General features: G+C 71.0%; 20 protein-coding genes and 1 pseudogene. 17 read left to right on the top strand and 4 right to left on the bottom strand.

What is annotated here, in order from left to right; genetic code table 11:
• Positions 1-17: 17 nt before the first annotated feature.
• A complete protein-coding gene (locus PWG71_RS25310) occupies positions 18-275 on the bottom strand; it encodes a MoaD/ThiS family protein (protein ID WP_274812539.1) in 258 nt (85 codons plus the stop codon).
• Positions 276-384: 109 nt separating this feature from the next.
• On the opposite strand from PWG71_RS25310, the gene PWG71_RS25305 reads away from it, so the two are divergent.
• The 7 genes from PWG71_RS25305 (at position 385) to PWG71_RS25275 (ending at position 7,945) form a co-directional block, all read left to right on the top strand.
• Complete coding sequence (locus PWG71_RS25305) at positions 385-1,152, top strand: winged helix-turn-helix transcriptional regulator (RefSeq protein ID WP_274812509.1); 768 nt, start codon at positions 385-387, stop codon at positions 1,150-1,152.
• A gap of 327 nt (positions 1,153-1,479) precedes the next feature.
• Positions 1,480-2,493, top strand: coding sequence for a hypothetical protein (locus tag PWG71_RS25300; protein ID WP_274812508.1), 1,014 nt, complete (start codon positions 1,480-1,482; stop codon positions 2,491-2,493).
• Positions 2,494-2,606: 113 nt separating this feature from the next.
• Positions 2,607-3,602: a mycothiol synthase gene (mshD, locus tag PWG71_RS25295; protein ID WP_274812507.1), complete on the top strand. Its 996-nt coding sequence runs from the start codon at positions 2,607-2,609 to the stop codon at positions 3,600-3,602.
• A gap of 289 nt (positions 3,603-3,891) precedes the next feature.
• Entirely contained in the window at positions 3,892-4,854 is a 963-nt protein-coding gene (gene pstC, locus PWG71_RS25290; protein ID WP_274812506.1) for a phosphate ABC transporter permease subunit PstC, read from the top strand.
• Positions 4,854-5,933 (top strand): phosphate ABC transporter permease PstA, encoded by a 1,080-nt coding sequence (pstA, locus tag PWG71_RS25285; RefSeq protein WP_274812505.1) that lies wholly within the window; start codon positions 4,854-4,856, stop codon positions 5,931-5,933. The genes pstC and pstA overlap by 1 nt, the downstream gene beginning before the upstream one ends.
• A 32-nt stretch (positions 5,934-5,965) precedes the next feature.
• A complete protein-coding gene (gene pstB / locus PWG71_RS25280) occupies positions 5,966-6,745 on the top strand; it encodes a phosphate ABC transporter ATP-binding protein PstB (RefSeq protein ID WP_274812504.1) in 780 nt (259 codons plus the stop codon).
• A gap of 237 nt (positions 6,746-6,982) precedes the next feature.
• Entirely contained in the window at positions 6,983-7,945 is a 963-nt protein-coding gene (locus PWG71_RS25275) for a nucleoside hydrolase (protein ID WP_274812503.1), read from the top strand.
• Here PWG71_RS25275 and PWG71_RS25270 read toward each other — a convergent pair.
• Positions 7,932-8,359, bottom strand: a pseudogene (locus PWG71_RS25270) (PaaI family thioesterase). The gene PWG71_RS25275 and the pseudogene PWG71_RS25270 sit on opposite strands and share 14 nt — an antisense overlap.
• 91 nt (positions 8,360-8,450) lie before the next feature.
• Here PWG71_RS25270 and PWG71_RS25265 point away from each other — a divergent pair.
• Positions 8,451-9,620 carry a hypothetical protein gene (locus PWG71_RS25265; protein WP_274812501.1) on the top strand — a complete coding sequence of 390 codons (1,170 nt, stop codon included), beginning with the start codon at positions 8,451-8,453 and terminating at the stop codon, positions 9,618-9,620.
• A 1-nt stretch (position 9,621) separates the two neighbouring features.
• On the opposite strand, the gene PWG71_RS25260 is transcribed toward PWG71_RS25265, so the two are convergent.
• On the bottom strand, positions 9,622-10,239 hold the full coding sequence (locus PWG71_RS25260; protein WP_274812500.1) for a DUF47 domain-containing protein: 618 nt from the start codon (positions 10,237-10,239) through the stop codon (positions 9,622-9,624).
• A 426-nt stretch (positions 10,240-10,665) separates the two neighbouring features.
• Between PWG71_RS25260 and PWG71_RS25255 the strand changes: the two genes are divergently transcribed.
• The 3 genes from PWG71_RS25255 to purM all read left to right on the top strand — a co-directional run bounded on the left by PWG71_RS25255 (position 10,666) and on the right by purM (position 13,764).
• Positions 10,666-11,118 (top strand): sterol carrier family protein, encoded by a 453-nt coding sequence (locus tag PWG71_RS25255; RefSeq protein ID WP_274812499.1) that lies wholly within the window; start codon positions 10,666-10,668, stop codon positions 11,116-11,118.
• 2 nt (positions 11,119-11,120) lie between these two features.
• A complete protein-coding gene (purF, locus tag PWG71_RS25250) occupies positions 11,121-12,617 on the top strand; it encodes an amidophosphoribosyltransferase (protein WP_274812498.1) in 1,497 nt (498 codons plus the stop codon).
• 85 nt (positions 12,618-12,702) lie between these two features.
• A complete protein-coding gene (purM, locus tag PWG71_RS25245; protein WP_274812497.1) occupies positions 12,703-13,764 on the top strand; it encodes a phosphoribosylformylglycinamidine cyclo-ligase in 1,062 nt (353 codons plus the stop codon).
• Positions 13,765-13,911: 147 nt separating this feature from the next.
• Here the strand turns inward: purM and PWG71_RS25240 are convergent, their stop codons facing one another.
• The gene (locus PWG71_RS25240) at positions 13,912-14,133 is read right to left on the bottom strand and encodes a DUF3073 domain-containing protein (RefSeq protein ID WP_274812496.1); all 222 of its coding nucleotides are present in this window, start codon (positions 14,131-14,133) and stop codon (positions 13,912-13,914) included.
• A gap of 302 nt (positions 14,134-14,435) precedes the next feature.
• Here PWG71_RS25240 and PWG71_RS25235 point away from each other — a divergent pair, with 302 nt between their 5' ends.
• From PWG71_RS25235 to PWG71_RS25210, 6 genes are all read left to right on the top strand, one after another.
• Positions 14,436-15,269 (top strand): hypothetical protein, encoded by an 834-nt coding sequence (locus tag PWG71_RS25235; RefSeq protein ID WP_274812494.1) that lies wholly within the window; start codon positions 14,436-14,438, stop codon positions 15,267-15,269.
• 707 nt (positions 15,270-15,976) lie between these two features.
• A complete protein-coding gene (gene bldC, locus PWG71_RS25230; RefSeq protein ID WP_013155387.1) occupies positions 15,977-16,180 on the top strand; it encodes a developmental transcriptional regulator BldC in 204 nt (67 codons plus the stop codon).
• Between the two features lie 301 nt (positions 16,181-16,481).
• Positions 16,482-17,423 carry an ABC transporter ATP-binding protein gene (locus PWG71_RS25225; RefSeq protein WP_274812493.1) on the top strand — a complete coding sequence of 314 codons (942 nt, stop codon included), beginning with the start codon at positions 16,482-16,484 and terminating at the stop codon, positions 17,421-17,423.
• Positions 17,420-18,169, top strand: coding sequence for an ABC transporter permease (locus tag PWG71_RS25220; protein WP_274812492.1), 750 nt, complete (start codon positions 17,420-17,422; stop codon positions 18,167-18,169). Before PWG71_RS25225 ends, PWG71_RS25220 begins: the two co-directional genes overlap by 4 nt.
• A 6-nt stretch (positions 18,170-18,175) precedes the next feature.
• Positions 18,176-19,609: a sensor histidine kinase gene (locus tag PWG71_RS25215; protein ID WP_274812491.1), complete on the top strand. Its 1,434-nt coding sequence runs from the start codon at positions 18,176-18,178 to the stop codon at positions 19,607-19,609.
• Between the two features lie 10 nt (positions 19,610-19,619).
• A complete protein-coding gene (locus tag PWG71_RS25210) occupies positions 19,620-20,264 on the top strand; it encodes a response regulator transcription factor (protein WP_274812489.1) in 645 nt (214 codons plus the stop codon).
• Positions 20,265-20,274 lie beyond the last annotated feature (10 nt).

Raw genomic sequence — 20,274 nt, 5'->3', positions numbered from 1 at the left:
CGGCTTTTTCCGACCCCTCACCCACCGGCGAAGGGAGGTAGGACCTCGATCACAGTCCCATCCGTGACCGGAATGTCACCGTGCGGCCTGCGACCCACCGGGCGCTCGCCGATCAGGAACGAGGAAACCCCGAGAACACGCAGGAAGCGGTCGTCGGGATGGAGTCGGCGCGCCGCGTCGAGAGCCTGTTCGAGGGTCCGGGCGTCGACCGCGTCCTCGGCGATTCCCGCCGCGTCCTTGGCCGCCGCCCAGTACCTGATAGTGCACTTCGCCATCTGTTGATTATCCTTGGTGTTGCTCGGAGGCGACGTATTAAACAAATCTTCACCGGGGGCAAAGGCGCCTTCGTTCGTCCGCATAGCGCGGGGTGACGGGAAGAGACGCATGAGCCATCTGCTTCTGTTGACGAACTCCAACGAACCGTCCGATCACGTGCTGCCCGCTCTCGGACTCCTCCTGCACTCTGTGCGGGTGGCGCCCGCCGAAGCCGGCGCACTCCTGGCGTCCGGTGCCGGAACCGGTTCCAGTGCTCCGGTCGACGCCATTCTGGTCGACGCGCGCACCGATCTGGCCGCCGCCCGGAACTTCTGTCGACTGCTCGACACCACGGGGCTGGACTGCCCGCTGCTGGTGATCCTCACCGAGGGCGGCGTCGCGGCGCTCACCCCGGACTGGCAGGTCGACGACTTCGTCCTCACCTCGGCCGGTCCGGCCGAGGTCGAGGCCCGTCTGCGCCTGGCCGTCGGCTCCGCCGAGGCCGGCACCGACGACCCCGACGAGATCCGTCGCGGTGACCTCGTCATCGACGAGGCCACCTACATCGCCCGCCTGCGCGGCCGCATCCTCGACCTCACGTTCAAGGAGTTCGAGCTGCTGAAGTTCCTCGCACAGCACCCGGGCCGGGTGTTCACGCGGGCCCAGCTCCTCCAGGAGGTCTGGGGTTACGACTACTTCGGCGGCACCCGGACCATCGACGTACACGTCCGGCGGCTGCGCGCCAAGCTGGGCTCGGAGTACGAGTCGCTGATCGGCACCGTGCGCAACGTCGGCTACCGGTTCGTGCCCGACCCCGTCAGCAAGGGGCAGCCGCCGTCGACCGAGGGCGCCGACGGCGCCCTTCCCGCCGCCCGTACGGAGGCCGCCACCGGCTGACCGGCCGACCCCGTCACCCCTCGGCCTCAGGGGTTCCCGGGACCCCTTCCGCCGCCGGGGCGTCCGCACCACGCGGACGCCCCGGCGTCGCATCCGGGAGTGATCGGTGAGGCGCGCGAGCGTGACGGCCGACCGGGGGGCGGTCCGGTGGGCCCGGCGGGCGGCGATCGGGAAAAACGGTGGTGTGTGGGGCCTCGTGTTCGAAGCAAGGACGCCCTAGGATCTGTGGGGCACCCGGGAACGGGGAGCGGTCAGGCGCGGCGTGGCTCCTCGGCCGGGTGCGGGTCCCTGCATGGCGCGCCGGTCGTAAGGAGTGAAACCGCCTCGATGCCCACTACCGCCGCGAGTACCCCGCTCACCCTCCGAAGTGTCGGTATCGCCCTCGGTGCGGTCTTCGTCGGCTCCAGCCTGATCGCGATCGTGTCGCCGGCCGCCGCCGAGCCGACCCTCCCGGGCGACCCCGTGCCGGTCGCGGCGCTCTCCTTCGAGCGTGACGCCGATCGGATCTCCCTCGGTGCCCAGGCCCCGCCCAACACGCTCACCGTGAGCAACACCGGCCCCCTCGACATCTGCCTGATCGATCTGACCGCCGGCACGTTCCAGGTCAACGGCTTCGTCGCCGGACCGCTCGCCACCGGCGCGACCGACGCGGTCGCGGTCACCGGGTCCCCGCGCGGGTCGACCGACGTGGTCGCCACCCTGACCTTCGCGGCCGCCGACCCCGAGACCGGCTGTGACGACACCTCCACGGCCGATCGGCACACCATCTCCTCGGGCGTGTGGGCGGTCACCGTCGCCGCTCCGACACCGAGCCCGACACCCAGTCCGACCCCGAGCCCGACGCCCAGCCCGACGCCCACGAGACCGTCCACCCCCTCCCCGAGCGAGTCGGAGAGCCCCGGACGTCCCAGCCCGAGCCCGAGCCAGACCGCGACCTCCTCCCCCGGTGACCGGCCGGGCAACGGCGAGAGCGCCGCGAACCGGCCCCCCGGCACGCCCTCGAACACGTCCACCCCCACGACCCCTCCGCGCGGCGGGGTGAGCAGTCCTCCCACCGGCGAGGCGGTCATCCCGACCCTGCCCCGTGACGAGGCCGAACTGCCCGACGTGCTGCCCGGCGAGGAGGACCTGGCGGAACTGCCGCTGGTCACCCCGACGTCCGAGGAGGCGGCCGAGGGCACCGAGGTGGCCGCCGAGCACACCGACATGGGGCCCAACATGGCCCCGGCCGTGCTGCTGGCCGCCTTCCTGCTCACCCTGTTGCTGGCCGCGCCGCTGGCCCCCACCCGCCGAGTCCGCTCCGGAATCGCCGTCTACCAGGGCCGACGCCGCAAGGCCTGATGCCCCGGACCGTCCGATCCGCCCCGGCTCCGCACCCGCGAGGCCGGGGCTGATCCGTTCAGGGGCGAGGCCAACGGGATCTTCACGCCCCCGCCGTCGTAGGCTTTCGGTCCATGAGCACCCCGCTGGTCACCGACGACCTGGCGGCCGGACCGGCCGACCAGGTGTTGACGCTCGCCGAGGCCGCCCGTAGAGCCGACGGCGTGGCCCCCCTGTCCGAACACACCCTCCTACGCGTCCGCCACGGTGCCCCTTCGGGGAGCAGCCGGTTCCACGTGATCGCCGAGGACGGTCGCATCGTGGGCTTCGCGTTCGTCGAGCGCGTCGAGGGCGAACCCGACTCCGGCGAGATCGTCGTGGACCCGCCCCACCGGGGACACGGCCACGGAACCGCGCTGCTGCGTTCGGTCCACCGCGACGCCGGACCGAACGGGGTCCGCGTCTGGGCGCACGGCCGCACCCCGCAGGCGGTGTCGGTGGCCGAGGGGGACGGTTGGCGGGCCGTCCGCGAACTGCACAAGATGCGCATGCCGTTGCGCGACATCACCGAAGGGGAGAGGGGCGGCCCCGCGAGCGCGCCCGAACTCCCCGAGGTCCGACTGCGCCCCGAGGTCGCCGAGCGGGTTCTGCTGCGCGCCTTCGTGGTGGGCCAGGACGAGCAGGCCTGGTTGGACGCCAACGCGCGCGCCTTCGCCCACCACCCCGAACAGGGGCGGCTGACACTCGACGACCTGTTGCAGCGGGAGATCGAGGACTGGTTCGATCCGCACGGTTTCTTCCTGGCCACGACCAAGGACGGTCGGGTCGCGGCGTTCCACTGGACCAAGGTGCACGCCGACGGCGCCGGGCTGACCGACGGCGAGCCCGTCGGCGAGGTGTACGTGGTGGGGGTGGACCCCGCCTGGCGGGGCACCGGCCTGGGCCGGGCGCTGACGCTGGAGGGGCTGCGGCACCTGCGCGACGCCGGACTGCCCTGGGTGCACCTGTACGTCGACGGGGACAACGAGGCGGCCGTGCGGTTGTACGCCTCGCTCGGATTCGACACCTGGGACACCGACGTGATGTACGCGCCGCCGGAGGGCGGTCCCCGGGACGTGGGAAACACGTGAACGGGCGACACGCCCGCACGTGCCGCTTGTCACATTAACCGGGCAAACCCTTTGTCGCCACGGTAGTGCGACATCTCGTTCATCTCTCGTTCATCTTTCCTGGGATGTCTGGTCACTTAGCGGGCCTACCTTCGCATTCGGCGCATCGCGACCTCTCCGCGTTCGGTGGTCGCGGTGGCCTCCCGCGGGGTGATCCCCCGAGGAAGGACACCCGAACACGACCGGGCGCGGAACCCGCCCGCGGGGGCGGGCGGCCGGCACTGAAACCTTTCCGAACCGGAGCCGATACATGACGACGACGGACGCGCCCACGGTGGCACCACCGTCCAAGGGCAAGCGCCGGATCGGCGATGTCGCTTTCGCCGGGCTCGCCCGAGGCTCGGGCATCCTGATCCTGCTGATCCTCGCCGGCGTCGCGGCCTTCCTGATCGTCCAGGCCTGGCCCTCGCTGAGCGCGAACACCGCGAACTTCATCACCGACAAGGCGTGGGACGCCAACGTCCGCGAGAACCCGGCCTTCGGCGTGGGGGCGCTGGCGTTCGGCACCGTGCTCGCCGCCGGCATCGCCCTGCTGCTGGCCACCCCGGTCGCCGTCGGGATCGCGCTGTTCATCGTCTACTACGCGCCGCGCCGCCTCGCCTCGCTGCTCGGCTACATGGTGGACCTGCTCGCCGCGATCCCCAGCGTCGTCTACGGCCTGTGGGGCATCGGCTTCCTCGCCCCGCAGCTGGTCCCGGTCTACGAGGGGCTGGCCCGCAACCTCGGCTGGATCCCGCTGTTCGCCGGCCCCGCCTCCACCTCGGCCCGCACCATCCTCACCGCGGGCATCGTGCTCGCCGTGATGATCCTGCCGATCATCACCGCCATGTCCCGCGACGTCTTCCACCAGGTCCCGCAGGGACACCGGGAGGCCGCCCTCGCCATGGGCGCCACCCGCTGGGAGATGATCCGCCTGGCCGTCCTGCCCTTCGGCAAGTCCGGCGTCATCGGCGGGGCCATGCTCGGCATGGGCCGCGCCCTGGGCGAGACCATGGCGGTCGCCATGATCCTGTCGCCCTCCCTGATCGTCTCCTGGAACCTGCTCCAGAGCGGTAACCAGACCATCGCCGGGCACATCGCCCTCCAGTACCCCGAGGCCACCGGCTACGGCGTCTCCGCGCTGATCGCCGCCGGTCTGGTGCTGTTCGCGATCACCCTGGTCGTCAACATGGGCGCACGCTACATCGTGGCGCGCGGCAACAAGGAGTCCTGATGAGCCTGACGACCGCTCAGCCGACCGGGCCCGGCACCGGCGCGCCCCGTCGCGACCTGCGCAGCGGGTCACTGCCCCGGTACTTCCCCGCCGCCCTGCTGGCCTCCTCGGCCGCCGTGGTCGCGGGCGTCCTGCTCGCCTTCTCCTCCTTCGGGTTCATCCTGTGGGGGGTGCTCACCGCCCTCGCCTACACGGTGATCGTCGTGACGGCCTCCGCGCGGGTCGAGGGCGGCCGCAAGGCCAAGGACCGTCTGGTCACCGCCCTCGTCTACGTGTGTTTCGCGCTGGCGATGCTGCCGCTGGTGTCGGTGCTGTCGACGGTGACCGGCAACGGCCTGGCCCGGTTCGACGGCTACTTCCTGTCGGTGTCGATGAACGGCGTCCTGCCGAGCATGGACGCCGGCGGCGCCTACCACGCCATCGCCGGCACCCTGGCGATCACCGGTATGGCCACCCTGATCTCGGTGCCGATCGGCATCATGACCGCGGTCTACCTGGTGGAGTACGCGCGTGGTCGGATGAAGCGCACCATCATGTTCTTCGTCGACGTCATGACGGGCATCCCGTCGATCGTCGCCGGTCTGTTCGTGGTGGCCCTGTGGATCATCCTGTTCGGCCCCGGCGCCACCAACGGCGCCGCCGGCGCGATCTCCCTGGCCGTGCTCATGATCCCGGTCGTGGTGCGCTCCAGCGAGGAGATGCTGCGCCTGGTCCCGCAGGACCTGCGCGAGGCCTCCTACGCGCTGGGCGTGCCCAAGTGGCGGACCATCACCAAGGTGGTGCTGCCCACGTCGGCGGCGGGGCTGACCACCGGGATCATGCTCGCCATCGCGCGCGTTATCGGAGAGACGGCGCCCCTGATCCTCACCGCGGGATCGTCGGCGGTGTCGATCAACTGGAACCTGTTCGACGGGCAGATGATGAGCCTTCCCGTGTTCATCTACTCGCAGGTCCGCATGGGCGGCGCGGTCAACTACGAGAGGGCCTGGGCGGCCGCGTTGACGCTCATCCTCGTGGTGATGCTGCTCTTCTTCCTGGCCCGCATGATCGGCCGCCTGTTCGCGCCGAAGTCCCGCTAGCCCGCCAACCCGGTAATCACGAGGAACATCCTGTGGCGAAACGAATCGACGTCTCCGGACTCCACGTCTACTACGGCGACTTCCTCGCCGTCGAGGACGTGTCAATGACCATCGAGCCGCGTTCGGTGACGGCGTTCATCGGGTCCTCCGGCTGCGGGAAGTCGACCTTCCTGCGCACCCTCAACCGCATGCACGAGGTCACCCCGGGTGCCCGCGCCGAGGGCAAGGTGCTGCTGGACGACATGGACATCTACGCCCCCGACGTGGACCCGGTGCTGGTCCGCGGCGAGGTCGGCATGGTCTTCCAGAAGGCCAACCCGTTCCCCACCATGTCGATCTACGACAACGTGATCGCGGGGGCCCGCCTCAACAACAAGCGGATGAGCAAGGCGGACGCCGACGGGCTGGTCGAGGAGTCGCTGCGCGGCGCCAACCTGTGGGAAGAGGTCAAGGACCGGCTGAACAAGCCCGGTGCGGGCCTGTCCGGCGGCCAGCAGCAGCGGCTGTGCATCGCGCGCGCCACGGCGGTGAAGCCGTCGGTCCTGCTCATGGACGAGCCGTGCTCGGCGCTGGACCCGATCTCGACGCTGGCGATCGAGGACCTCATTCACAAGCTGAAGGAGGACTACACGATCGTCATCGTCACCCACAACATGCAGCAGGCGGCCCGGGTGTCGGACCGCACGGCCTTCTTCAACCTGTCGGCCCCGGGCAAGCCGGGCAGGCTGATCGAGATGGGCGAGACCAACAAGATCTTCACCCGTCCCGAGAAGAAGGAGACCGAGAACTACATCACGGGCCGCTTCGGGTGACCTGACGCCATTCGCTCCACCCGAGGGGTCCCGTCCACCGGCCCCCTCACCCCGGACGTGTTCCGCGACACCCTGGCCCAGGGTGTCGGGTGCGCGAAGGCCTACGGCTGCGGATCGTCGAGCCCGCCGCCGGCGCGAGGGGCGGTCGGGTCGGGGACCGGAGGAGGCCGTTGAGGGGTTGAATGGGGGCGGAGGGGGCCCTTGAGCGGGCACCCGTGACGTTGGGGGGACCCCGGAATGACCGTGCCGTTGGTGATCGACACCGATACCGCGCAGGACGACTGCGTCGCCCTGCTGGTCGGGTTGCTGGATCCGGCCGCCGACCTGCGGGCGATCACGATGGTCGCCGGGAACGTCGGCTTCGACCAGCAGGTGCGCAACGCCTTCATGACGCTGAACGTGGCGGGCGCGTCTCCCGTGCCCGTGTACCTGGGCTCCCGGCGACCGCTGGTGCGCGCGTGGGTGAGCGCGGAGAACGTCCACGGGGACGGCTCCGGCGGTCTGGACATGGATCAGGCCGGCCGGGAGCCGGAGGCCGAGCACGCGGTGGACGCCCTGGTGCGACTGGCCGCCGAGAGCCCCGGTGAGCTGTCGATCGTGGCGATCGGCCCGCTCACCAACATCGCCGCCGCCGTGATCAAGGACCCCGACTTCGCGGGCAACGTGAAGTCGCTGTACATCATGGGCGGCTCCAACAACGGCCGGGGCAACATCACCGCCGCCGCCGAGTTCAACTTCTACGTCGACCCGGAGGCGGCCAAGGCCGTGTTCGGCGCCGGGTTCGAGATCACCGTGGTGCCGTGGGACCCGCTGACGCTGCGCCGCGCGGTGTTCGGGCAGGAACGGCTGGACGAGATCGCCGCGCTCGGCACCCCCCTGTCGCGGTTCTTCACCCGCGTCTGCGCGGCGACGCTGGAGTTCGACCGCAAGGTCGGCATCGACGGCACCACGCACCCCGACTCGCTGACCGCCGCCGTGCTGCTCCACCCGGAGCTGGTGCGCGAGGCGTCGCCGTACCACGTGGACGTGGAGACCGCCGGGGAACTGACCCGGGGCTACTCGGCCATGTCGTGGGGCGTACACGGCCTGGAGCCCAACGCCCGGGTGATCGAGGACGTCGACGCGGACGGGTTCTACGAGTACATCCGGTCGCTGCTGGCCCGGGAGACGACACCGGAGCGCGAGATCACGGGCCTGTGAAGGCGATGACGCCCTGGGCGGCGACGGTCTCCTCGCCGCCCTCGGCGTCGGCCGTCACCAGGTCGCGGCGGCACAGGGCGCGGCGCCGGGTGTGCTCCACGACGTGCGCGCGGGCACGGAGGGCGACCCCCGGGCCGGGCGCGGGTACTCGATGGAGAACCCGCCGGTGAGGACCGAGGGCCCCAGGACGGTGCCGCCCGCGAAGGTGAGCGCGTTGTCGGCCGCGTAGGCGAGCACCCCGCCGTACACGAAGCCGTTCTGTTGACGCAGGTCGTCGCGGACGTCGAGTTCGAGGACCGCCCGCCCCCGCTCGGAGACGGTGACCCTGGCGCCGAGGAGACGGCTGAAGGGCTGGGCGCTCAGGACGCCGTTCGCGAGGTCGAGGGTGGACTCCGGTGGAGGCGTGTCGGGCATGGTCCGTTCTGCTTTCCCTTGAGCCTGGCAAATTTGACGCTTTTATGGGGATATGTCACCTAGTGTCCGCCTCATGAGAGGAGGGCCCGTCGTGCAGACTTCCACACTCGCCGCCGTCGCCGCCGTCGTCCTGTGTGCGACCGCCTGCGTCGTCGTCCCGGTGGAGACCACCGGCGGAGAGGGATCACCGCCCGCCGAGACCACGGTCCCGGAGGACACCCCGTCCGAGGAGACCGGACCCGGGACCGAGCCGGCGAGGCCGCCCGACCAGGAGGACCAGGAGGGGTCCGACGAGGGCGCGAACGAACCGAGGGGACCGGGGACCCCCCTCCCCTACGGTCAGGCGGTCCACCTGCCGCTGGGCGGCTCCCACACGTTCGAGGACGGCTTCACGGTGACCATGGGCGCCGTGGAGCGCCGTACGGACGACGGGGGGTACCGGAGCACCCCCGAGGAGCCCCGGGAGCCAGAGGAGCCAGAGGAGCCCCAGGACTTCGGAGCGGAGGACGAGGGCGACCCCACCGACGAGGAGCCGCCCTTCGACGAGGAATCCCCTGAGGAGGAGTCCTCCGACGGGGAGCCGACCGACGAGGCCTCCCCCGAGGAGGAAGGGTCACCGGAGGACGAGGAGTCGCCCGTCGAGGAGGAATACCCCGAGGACGGGGACGAGCCCGTCGACGGGGACGATGAGGAGCCTTCCGGAGGGGAGTCGGAGGGCGAACCCCCGGAGGAGCCGTCGGAGGAGGGATCCGAAGAGGAGGAGCCGTCGGAGGAGGGATCCGAAGAGGAGGAGCCGTCGGAGGAGGGATCCGAAGAGGAGGAGCCGTCGGAGGAGGGATCCGAAGAGGAGGAGCCGTCGGAGGAGGGATCCGAAGAGGAGGAGCCGTCGGAGGAGGGATCCGAAGAGGAGGAGCCGTCGGAGGAGGCACCCCTCCCCGATCCCGACGAGGGCGCCGGGTTCGATCCCCTGCACTACTTCGCCTGGACGGTCACCGCCGCCAACGGCACCGACGAGCCCGTGCACACCGGCTCCGTGCTGGAGACCTGTGCCTCCGGGGCCCCGTTGCGGGAGTCGTTCCCCCCGCTCCTGGGCGACGTCGTGAACCCGCCGGCGAGCCTGGCCCCCGGACAGAGCGGTGACTGGGACGCCGACTGCCTGATCGTCGAGGGCGACGTCCCGCTCCAGTGGACCCTGGAGTTCCGCGATGAGGACGGGTCGCCCCTGTACCCACCGCTGGTGTTCTCCGGGGAGGTCCCCTGAGTCAGCCGTGCTTGACCACGATGGTCTCGACCGTGTTGGCCACGTGCTCGAAGGCGTCGGCGGCCGTCTCCAGTTCCTCGATGACGTCCTTGAGCTTGAGCACCGTCAGCGCGTCGTACTCGCCGCTGAACAGCTTCGCGAGGAGTTTGCGGTAGATCCGGTCGGCCTGGTTCTCCAGTTGGTTGATCTCGATCCAGTACCTGGTGAGGTCCTGCATCGTGCGCAGTCGCGGCATCGCCTCGGCCGTCAGCTCCGCCGCGCGCTCCAGCACCTCGATCTGGTCGATGATCCCCTTGGGCAGACGTTCCAGGCCGTAGAGACCGATGAGGTCCACGGCGGCGTCCATGGAGTCCATGACGTCGTCGAGGTTGGAGGCCAAACGATAGATGTCCTCCCGGTGGAGGGGAGGCGCCGAACTCTTGTTGAGACGGCGCATGATCGCGTGGGTGGCGTCGTCGCCCGCGTGCTCGCAGGCGCGCATCTTCTCACCGATGGCCTCACGATCCGCCCCGTCACTCATCAGCTCCACCAGCAGGCGGGCCGCGATGACCAGATTGTTCGCCGAGTCGGTGAACAACTCGTAGTAGCTGTCATCACGCGGGCGCAAACGCAGGCGCACGTCGTCTCTCCCGATGGTGCGGTGGGTGTTCCTTGGTGGATGTTAAGCGGGTCCGCCGAGCGGCTCGTCGGGACGCGAGGGACCGTCGCGTCGGTCGCGTGCGCGGTCATTCCTTGTTCTGTTCGGCGGCACCGGCGCGTGGAACTCCCTGGGGGAAGGGGCCCATCGCATTCCTCCCAATCTCAACGACACCGGGACGGTTCGGGACGCTACCGTGTTCCGCGCCCGCTGACCAGCGGTGCGCTGAGACACGAATCACCCGATCGGTGGGAGACCGGTGGAGTGCGCCACCGGAGTTCTCCGATGTCCACTTTCAGGCCATTGAGCGTCAATGGCAAGTATCCCCCGTGTTCACGATCGCATTGCCCCGCCCGTCACTCCACACCGATCCCCCCGTGATCCACCCCACCTCCTAGGCTTTCGGTCATGCCGTCCACTCTCACACCCGCCCTGGTACGCCGGGTCCGCCAGGCCCTGACCGACGCCGGAGAACCCGCGCCCGAGGCCGCGGAGAGCGCCGTCGAGGCGTGCGTCCGGGCCGCGCTGGCCGGCGGCGACCGTCCACTGATCAAACTGGCCGTGCGGACCTCGCTGGCGATGCTCGCCGACCGGGCGCCCGGCAACTCCCTGGAGGTACGGGTGCCGCCCTTCGGGGCCGTGCAGGCGATCGAGGGTCCACGTCACACCCGAGGCACCCCGCCGGGTGTGGTGGAGACCTCCCCGGAGCTCTGGTTGCGCCTGTCCGTGGGCGATACCGCCTGGGAGCAGGCGGTTCGGGACGGGGCGGTGCGGGCCAGCGGCACCCGCTCCGACCTGTCGGAACACCTCCCCCTCTGGCCCCGGGTGGTGTCGCCCCCACCGCCAGGCACTAAGCTGTGAGTGTGTCGTACTCCGACGGCCGGCTCTCCATGGACCTCGATCCGCTCGAACGCGGCCCGCAGGACGCCTGCGGTGTATTCGGGGTCTGGGCTCCCGGCGAAGAAGTCAGCAAGCTCACCTACTTCGGCCTCTACGCTCTTCAGCATCGCGGACAGGAATCCGCGGGCATCGCATTGAGCGACGGGGAACGGATCGTCGTCTACAAGGACATGGGACTGGTCTCCCAGGTCTTCAACGAGGCGACCCTGGACTCCCTGCGCGGCCACCTCGCCATCGGCCACTGCCGTTACTCCACCACCGGTTCACCGGTCTGGGAGAACGCACAGCCGACCTTCTACACGGCGCGCGAGGGAGGTCTGGCCCTCGGCCACAACGGCAACCTGATCAACACCCCGGAACTGGCCGCGCTCCTGCCCCACAGCAGGCGCAACGCGACCACGGACACCGAGGTCCTCACCAACCTGCTGGCCGCCAGGGCCAGCGAGGGCGGCACCGTCGAGGAAGCGGCCATGGAGCTGCTCCCGCGGGTGCGGGGCGCCTTCTCCCTCGTGTTCATGGACGAGAACACCCTGTACGCGGCCCGCGACCCGCAGGGCATCCGCCCGTTCGTGCTGGGCAGGCTCGGCAGGTCCTCCGACGCCGGAGGCTGGGTCGTCGCCAGCGAGACCGCCGCCCTCGACATCGTGGGCGCCGAGATGGTCCGCGAGATCGAGCCCGGCGAGCTGCTCACCATCGACGAGCGCGGCGTCCGGTCCCGCCGGTTCGCGCCCGCCCGCCGCAAGGGCTGCCTCTTCGAGTACGTCTACCTGGCCCGCCCCGACACCACCATCGCCGGGCGCAACGTCAACTCCACCCGGGTGGAGGTGGGCCGCCGGCTCGCCAAGCAGCATCCGGTGGAGGCCGACCTGGTCATCCCGGTGCCCGAGTCCGGCACGCCCGCCGCGGTCGGATACGCCGAGGCCAGCGGGATCCCGTTCGCCCAGGGCCTGGTGAAGAACTCCTACGTGGGCCGGACCTTCATCCAGCCCAGCCAGACCCTGCGCCAGCTCGGCATCCGGCTCAAGCTCAACCCGCTGCGCGAGGTCATCGGGGGCCGCCGGCTGGTGGTCGTGGACGACTCGATCGTGCGCGGCAACACCCAGCGCGCCCTGGTGCGGATGCTGCGCGACGCGGGGGCCGCCGAGGTCCACGTACGCATCTCCAGCCCGCCCGTGCTGTGGCCGTGCTACTACGGCATCGACTTCGCCACCCGCGCCGAGCTCATCGCCGCGAACCTGTCGGTGGAGGAGATCGCCGCGTCCGTGGACGCCGACAGCCTCGCCTACGTCGACCTCGACGAGCTCATCGCCGCCACCACGGTCCCGGAGAACGACCTGTGCCGGGCCTGCTTCGACGGCGTGTACCCGATCGAGGTGGACCCCGCCGCCCGGGGCAAGTACCTGCTGGAGAAGTCCTGCGGTACCCCCGAGGGCTCCACTCTGGCGACGAGCGCCAAGTAGCCGTTCGCACGGCGGCACCGCCGTGCGTCCGTCCGCCATGCCCTGAATCCGGGGCGACATCCATCACAGCACGAGGAGAACTCGCGTGGCAGCCGACAGCAAGGCGACGGGAGCGTACGCCGCCGCGGGCGTCGACATCGCCGCCGGGGAGCGCGCCGTCGACCTGATGAAGAGCCACGTCGCGCGTACGCGACGGCCCGAACAGGTCACCGACGCCAGCGGTTTCGCGGGCCTGTTCCGCCTGGACACCGCCAAGTACGAGGACCCGGTGCTGGCGACGTCCACCGACGGTGTGGGCACCAAGGTGCTGCTGGCCCAGAAGCTGGACCGGCACGACACCATCGGCATCGACCTGGTCGGGATGGTCGTCGACGACCTCGTGGTCAGCGGTGCCGAGCCGCTGTTCATGACCGACTACATCGCCTGCGGCGCGGTGGTGCCCGAGCGCATCGCCGAGATCGTCGGCGGCATCGCCGAGGGCTGCCACCAGGCCGGTTGCTCCCTCATCGGCGGCGAGACCGCCGAGCACCCCGGGGCGATGGGCCCCGAGGAGTACGACCTGGCCGGTGCCGGCACCGGCGTGGTGGAGGGTGACGCGATCCTGGGCCCGGACCGGGTCCGCGAGGGCGACGCCGTCATCGCGATGGCGTCCTCGGGCCCGCACTCCAACGGGTACTCGCTGGTCCGCCACATCGTGGACACCGCGGGCCTGGACCTGACGGCGCACGTTCCGGAGCTGGGCGGCGAACTGGGCGAGGTGCTGCTCACCCCGACCCGGATCTACGCCAAGGACTGCGTCGCGCTGACCGAGGCGGTGGAGGTACACGCGTACTCGCACATCACCGGCGGCGGGCTGGCCGCGAACCTGTCCCGGTCCCTGCCCGACCACGTGGACGCCGACCTGGACCGGTCCACGTGGACGCCCGACCCCGTGTTCGGATTCCTGGCGGAGAAGGGCTCGGTCTCCCGCGAGGACATGGAGGCCACGTTCAACATGGGTGTGGGCATGGTGGCGATCGTGGCGGCGGAATCCGCCGAACGCGCCCTGGAGGTGCTCGCCGAACGCGGTGTCCCCGCCTGGCGGCTGGGAACGGTGACGTCGGGTTCCGGCCGGGCCCACCTGAACGGTGACCACCCGGGCGTGTGAGAAAAGGACACGAACATAGCCGGTGCGAACCACCGCAGTGGTTCGCACCGGCTATATCCACCTGTCCGGCCCGGCCCCCGTGGGGACCGGTGGTGTCCACAGGTCGGCTGTGTTGTCCGAGCGACCTGGAAGCCCCTGTCCGACGTCTTACTTGTCGGACTCCGAGTACTTATCGACGAGATCCGCGTAACGGTCGATCAGGTCGTCGTGAGAATCCGCGTAGGTATCGTCCGGAACAGGTCCGGGAGATCCCTCATCCTCAGCGACACCCAGCTCCGACCGCAGCCGATCAAGATCGGTCCCACCGGTGCTGTACTTGAGCTTCCGGGCGACCTTCTGCTGCTTGGCCTTGGCTCGGCCGCGCCCCATTGGCTCGACCCCCTCAACGATGGAGTTCCGACAGAACGCCGGATCACTTAACCAACCCGACTATCGGGCTGACGGCCGTCAAACGCCACTGACGACAGGCGTCAGCTTACGTACACGTACAACCGTACCTGGTCGGGCCCCGCCGTGCCTACGCCACCCGGGTGTGACGGATGTGGTGCGCGGCCCGGGCTCCACCCGATTCCCCTTCGGTCAGCGCCGTGGAAACCCCCCCAAGAGCGGGGGAACGGGGGCTTCGGGCGTGGCGAGCGCCACATGCCGGGATGTGTGTCACGATGCGTTCCGTGCTGCCCTACACCGCCTATCTCCGCGTCTATCAGCCGATCGAGTCCTTCGGACCGAGCGAGCGGGATCACTGGGAGGGGTACGCCGCCTCGCCCGACCGCCCCCGTCGCGCGCAGGCCCTGGCGGCCGAGCAGGCGGAGAGCCTGGGCAGGCTGACGGTCACCCCGCCGGTGGTGGCCCCGGCCGTGGAGAGCGCGAACGCCTATCTCCGGCGGGTGGACGGAAGGCTGTACGTGTGCCCGTGGGAGACCCGGCTGCGTTCGTGGCGGGCGTTCACCGAGTTCACCGAGGAGACGGCGCCGGCGTTGAGCGAGGCCTTCGTGCCGGAGCGGGAGGCCGAACGCGTCGAGGCGGACTATCGGGAGTGGCGGGCCTCGGGTGCGCGGATCCGTCCGGGGATCCTGTCGAGCAACTGGGTGATACCGGTGCCGTGGTTCGTGCCGTTCTCGGACGGGGAGCGCCGCCTGGTGCCCTCCGCGGGACCGACCCGGGCCCTGGTGTACCTGACGCGGAGCGCGACGGGCCTGGAGCGTCTGGAGCGCACGGCGGCGGTGCTGAGCGAGCGCGTCGGGCGGCACGCGGTGTCGGCCTCGACGGAGCGGCTCATCGATTGGCTGCGGACGGTGGCCCATCCGAAGTCCCTACTGGAGCTGGACTACGGCGGTCTGCCGCACCTGCTCGACGACGAGCGGCTGACGCAGGACCGGTCGGTGGCCGAGGTGGCGGAGGCGGTGCGGGCGCTGGAGAAGGGCGACGCGGGGCGGGTGAGGGAGCTGCGGGATCGACTGCTTCGCCGGTGGAGGTCGATCCGCGCCCTGGAGCACGCCAACTGAGGGTGATGGAATGCCCACTTTTTCGTGGACATCCACCCCAATTCCGTCGTGAAATTCGCGCAAGGGCACACCGACGACGCGCCGTTCGCCAACCTGGTACACCAGGTTTCTTCCTCCACGAGCCGGTTGTTTTCGCACGTGACAACGGTGCGAGCCCGGACGTCGTCCGCGCACGACATCAAGCGTGGTGAAACTGGGCATAACGCCCGTTAGGGATCGACGTAGACTGTAGTCGTCCGATCACTGAAAGCACGCTCGACCACCGGAGAACCCCTACCGCGCGGGCGATCCCGCGCGACCCGACCACCCGAGGGAAGTGCGTGGAGGGGAAGCCCACCTCTCCGTCCCCCACCCCTCCGCCTCGGGGCCCACCGGAGGCGCGACCCCTCCGCCGGAAGCCTGAAGGCGGTTTTCGGTCAGGTCGCCGTAGCACTTCGTGCTCTCCGGATCGAGAAAAACGAGGCCCGAGAACGAAGTTTTGACCGAATACGCCACATGCCACTAAACGTGTCGCTAGAATCACTTAGCGTGACGCGACCACGGGCGGCTTTCCGAGGCCTCCCACGCGCAAAGTTGCTAGGAGTGGTCGCATAATCACCTCGGGTGATGCCAATATGGACCTAGAGGAACTATTGGACATCCGGGCGCAGCGCCAGGATCACAGGCTCAAGGATCGGCACACAGATCCAGGAGGAGAGGCCGTACACATGTCAACTCGCACGCCCGAGGCGGAGCCCCTGTTGACCCCCGCCGAGGTTGCCACCATGTTCCGCGTGGACCCCAAGACCGTGACACGCTGGGCCAAGGCGGGCAAGCTGACCTCGATCCGCACCTTGGGCGGACACCGTCGCTACCGTGAGACGGAGGTCCGTGCCCTGCTGGCCGGCATCCCCAGCCAGCGTACGGAGTGATCTCCCCGGTCTGAGCCGCTTCCGGGGGGAACGGCCGGACTGGCTCCGGCCGCCGATACAGGCTGACAAGACCCGAGGGCGGGCCTTCCACGGAGAAGGCCCGCCCCTTCCGCGTTCCACGCGCCGTGCCGCTCTCCGCGTCCCGGGAGGTACCGGGCGACCGGGGTGCGCGCCGGGACCCGCCGGCCCGCCCTCGTCCCGGGGCGCACCCGCCCCGACCTGCGGGTGGGACATTCGTACCGGGCAGGACCGTACATTTCCCTCTGCCCGGGGGCCTACGGCCCTCCGTAGCGTTCGGGGCATGCACACGACGCACGCGGCACCCCCGGCCGTGACACTGAGCGGGGTCGTCAAGGAGTTCGGCGCGGTACGCGCCGTGGACGGGGTGGACCTCGCCATCGGCGCGGGTGAGCGGGTGGCCCTGCTCGGCCGCAACGGCGCCGGCAAGTCCACCGTCGTCGACATGCTGCTCGGGCTGAACACACCGACGTCCGGGACCGTCGGCCTGTTCGGCGGTTCCCCCCGCGAGGCGGTCGACGAAGGCCGGGTCGGAGCGATGCTCCAGGACATCCGGCCGATCCCCCGGGTCACCGTCCGCGAACTGGTCGGGTTCGTCGCCCGTACCCACCGCCGCCCGATGCCGGTCGCCGAGGCCCTCGCACTGGCCGGGCTGACCGAGGTCGCCCGCCGCCGCGCCGACCGGCTCTCCGGCGGCCAGACCCAGCGGGTGTGCTTCGCCCTCGCCCTGGTCGGCGCCCCCGGGCTACTGGTCCTGGACGAGCCCACCGCCGCCTTGGACGTGGCCGCCCGCCGCGCCTTCTGGGAGACGATGCGCGTCCTCACCGACCGCGGCACCACCGTGCTCTTCTCCACGCACCACCTGGAGGAGGCCGACCTCAACGCCGACCGGGTCGTCGTCATCGACCGGGGCCGGATCGTCGCCGACGACACCGGGGAGCGGATCCGCCGCTCGTTCGGCACCGGGCTCGTGTCCTTCACCCGGCCCGCCGGGACGGACCTCCCGGAGGGGCTGGAGACCCTGCCCGGGGTCGTGTCCGTGGAGGACCTCGGCGGTCGGATCCGGCTGCGCACCACCGACTCCGACGAGACCGTGCACGCCCTGGCCGGGCTCACCCGGGTGCGCGACCTGGAGGTCGCCACCGCCGGGCTGGAGGAGGCCTTCATCGGCATCACCTCCGGCGCCGACACCGTTCCCGCCCCCCGGAAGGCCGACCCCCGATGATCCGCACCGTCACCCTCCTGTCCGCCTACGTCGGTCTGGAGATCCGCCGCACCTACCGTGATCCCGGCTTCGTGGTCTTCGGGCTCGGCACCCCCGTGCTGATGTACGTGCTGTTCACGAGCATCGGCCGGGGATCCCAGCCGGTCGACGCCGGGTGGGCGCTGACGTCCATGGTGGGCCTGGCCGCCTACGGCGCGCTCGGCGCCGGGCTGTCGGCCGGCAGCGCCGTCGCCGAGGACAAGTCCACCGGGTGGCTGCGCCTGCTGCGACTGCTGCCCCTGCGCCCGGGTCTGATCGTGGCCGGGCGTGCGGTCACCGGTTCGCTCATGGTGCTGCCCGCCGTCCTGTTGGTCCTGCTCACCGGGATGCTCCTCAACGGGGTCCGGCTGGAGCCCTGGCAGTGGCCCGCCCTGGCACTGATGCTCTGGGCGGGTTCGCTGCCGTTCGTACTGCTGGGCATCGCCAACGGGTACCGGCTGTCCCCCTCCGCCGCCGGGACGACCAACGTCGTGGTGAACCTGGTACTGGCGCTGTTCGGCGGCCTGTGGTTCCCGATCTCGGAGTTCCCCGCCGTGTTGGCGGCCGTCGCGGCCTGGTCCCCGGGGCACCTGTTCGGTTCCCTGGGGTGGGACACCGTGGCCGGGGGCGCGCCCGCTCCCGGTACCGTGGCGGGGTCGCTCGGATGGACCCTGCTCTTCGGGGCCTACGCGGTGCACTCGTTCCTGCGACCGGCGACGAAGGGGTAGGACGCCATGGATCAGCCGAGGGACGGGGGCTGCGGTCTCGGGGACGTGCCGGATCCCCTCTCGCACCCCGGACCCACGGGACGCACCGCGTTCCTGCCCGGTCTGCTGCTGACCGCGGGCGCCGTCACCGACCTGTTCGGCGGCGCCCCGTGGCCGTGGCTCGGCGGTACCGGGCTGGTGCTGTTCGCGGCCCTGTACGCCGGCGTGGTCACCCGGGACCCCACCCGGCCCCGGCGGGCCGATCGGGGGGTCGCCATCGTGCTCGTCGTCCTCACCGTGCTGGCCGTCGTGCTGTCCCTGGCCTACGGCGGGACCTGGGTGTTCCTGTTCATGATGGCGGCGCTCGCCTGTGGGACCGCCCTGCCCACGGTGCCGCTGGTGGGGGCGCTGATCGTCCTGGGCGGGTCGGCGGGGGTGATCTCCGGGCACCGGAGCGACGAACTGTGGCTGCCGATGGTCTCCGGGTACGGGACGTTCATCTCCGGGATCATGGTGGCCGCGCTGCTCGGCCTCGGGGAGACCGTGCGCGAGCTGAGCCGCACCCGGGAGGAACTGGCCCTGGCGGCGGTCGACCGGGAACGGCTGCGGTTCTCCCGGGACCTGCACGACCTGCTCGGGCACAGCATGTCGGTGATCGTGGTCAAGGCCGAGGCGGTGCGGCGGCTGGCCCCGCGCGACGCCGCGGCGGCGGCCGCGCAGGCCGCCGACATCGAGGAGGTGGGACGGCGGTCCCTGACCGAGATCCGGGAGGCCGTGTCGGGGTACCGGGAGAGCGGGCTGACCCACGAACTGGACCGGGCCCGCTCGGCGCTGGCGGGCGCGGGCATGACGGCGACGGTACGGCGTTCGGGGCCTCCGCCTCCGACGGAGGCCGAGGCGGTGCTCGGATGGGTGGTGCGCGAGGCCGTGACGAACGCGATCCGGCACAGCGGCGCCTCGAACGTGGAACTGGTCGTGGCGCACGAGGACGGGAACGCCCGTGTCACCGTGACCGACGACGGATGCGGACGGTCCCCCGGCCCGGAGGGCGGGCCCGGGTCACGGAGCGGCCCCGGAGTCGGGAACGGCCCGGAGGACGGGCCCGCGCCGGCGGAAGGCGCGCGGAACGAAGCGGGGGACGGGAACCGGAGCGGCCCGGAGGACGGGCCCGCGCCGACGGAAGGCGCACAGGACCGACCAGGAGACGAAGACCTCCCGGAGGGCGGGCGCGGACGTGGGAAGGGCCTCACGGACGGTCCGTTCGGCGGGAAGGCGCCCTGGGGCGGCGGGCACGGCCTGACCGGCCTGGGCGAGCGGCTGGCCCTGGCGGGCGGACGGCTGGAGAGCGGGAACGCGCCCGGGGGCGGGTTCCGGGTGTCGGCGGAGCTGCCGACCGGTCCGGGAGCAGACGGCCCCGCCGCGGGGGAAGGCACCGGGAACGGGGCCGGGACCGTGCCCTAGGGTGTCCCGCATGACCGATGCCGGCGGCCCCTCCCCCTCCCCCGCCTCCCCGATCCGGGTCCTCCTGGCCGAGGACCAGGGGATGATGCGCGACGCCATGGCCCTCCTCCTGGGGTTGGAGGAGGACCTGGAGGTCGTGGCCCTGGTCGCGGACGGCGAGGCGATCGTTCCGGCCGCCGTGGAACACCGGGTCGACGTCGCCGTCCTGGACATCGAGCTGCCCGGTCGCAGCGGCCTGGAGGCCGCCGCGGAACTGCGGAAGCGGTCGCCGTCCTGTCGGATCCTCATCGTCACCACGTTCGGTCGCCCCGGGTACCTGCGCCGGGCGATGGAGGCGGGCGCGGCCGGGTTCCTGAGCAAGGACGGGCCCGTGGAGGAACTGGCGGCGGCGATCCGGAGGGTGGCCGCGGGCGGGTCGGTCATCGATCCGGTGCTGGCGGCCGCCGCGCTGGGTTCGCAGCCCGACCCGCTGACGGCCCGGGAACGCCAGCTGTTGACGGCCGCGATGGACGGCTCGACGGTGGCGGACATCTCGGCCCGGCTGCACCTGTCGGAGAGCACCGTCCGCAACTACCTGTCGTCGGCGATCGGCAAGACGGGCACCCGCAACCGGACGGAGGCGGCGCGGGTCGCCCACGAGAAGGGGTGGCTCTGACCCGGGGAGC

It is taken from the genome of Nocardiopsis sp. N85 (assembly GCF_028882275.1).
Lineage (GTDB): Bacteria > Actinomycetota > Actinomycetes > Streptosporangiales > Streptosporangiaceae > Nocardiopsis > Nocardiopsis lambiniae.
The sequence above is the reverse complement of the archived record's forward strand: the minus strand, read 5'-3'. Positions and strand labels throughout refer to the sequence as shown.

Coding starts and splice junctions, on each gene's coding strand:
- PWG71_RS25310 (WP_274812539.1), bottom strand. CDS start 275: ATGGCGAAGTGCACTATCAGGTACTGGGCGGCGGCCAAGGACGCGGCG.
- PWG71_RS25305 (WP_274812509.1), top strand. CDS start 385: ATGAGCCATCTGCTTCTGTTGACGAACTCCAACGAACCGTCCGATCAC.
- PWG71_RS25300 (WP_274812508.1), top strand. CDS start 1,480: ATGCCCACTACCGCCGCGAGTACCCCGCTCACCCTCCGAAGTGTCGGT.
- mshD (WP_274812507.1), top strand. CDS start 2,607: ATGAGCACCCCGCTGGTCACCGACGACCTGGCGGCCGGACCGGCCGAC.
- pstC (WP_274812506.1), top strand. CDS start 3,892: ATGACGACGACGGACGCGCCCACGGTGGCACCACCGTCCAAGGGCAAG.
- pstA (WP_274812505.1), top strand. CDS start 4,854: ATGAGCCTGACGACCGCTCAGCCGACCGGGCCCGGCACCGGCGCGCCC.
- PWG71_RS25275 (WP_274812503.1), top strand. CDS start 6,983: ATGACCGTGCCGTTGGTGATCGACACCGATACCGCGCAGGACGACTGC.
- PWG71_RS25255 (WP_274812499.1), top strand. CDS start 10,666: ATGCCGTCCACTCTCACACCCGCCCTGGTACGCCGGGTCCGCCAGGCC.
- PWG71_RS25240 (WP_274812496.1), bottom strand. CDS start 14,133: ATGGGGCGCGGCCGAGCCAAGGCCAAGCAGCAGAAGGTCGCCCGGAAG.
- bldC (WP_013155387.1), top strand. CDS start 15,977: ATGTCAACTCGCACGCCCGAGGCGGAGCCCCTGTTGACCCCCGCCGAG.
- PWG71_RS25225 (WP_274812493.1), top strand. CDS start 16,482: ATGCACACGACGCACGCGGCACCCCCGGCCGTGACACTGAGCGGGGTC.
- PWG71_RS25220 (WP_274812492.1), top strand. CDS start 17,420: ATGATCCGCACCGTCACCCTCCTGTCCGCCTACGTCGGTCTGGAGATC.
- PWG71_RS25215 (WP_274812491.1), top strand. CDS start 18,176: ATGGATCAGCCGAGGGACGGGGGCTGCGGTCTCGGGGACGTGCCGGAT.
- PWG71_RS25210 (WP_274812489.1), top strand. CDS start 19,620: ATGACCGATGCCGGCGGCCCCTCCCCCTCCCCCGCCTCCCCGATCCGG.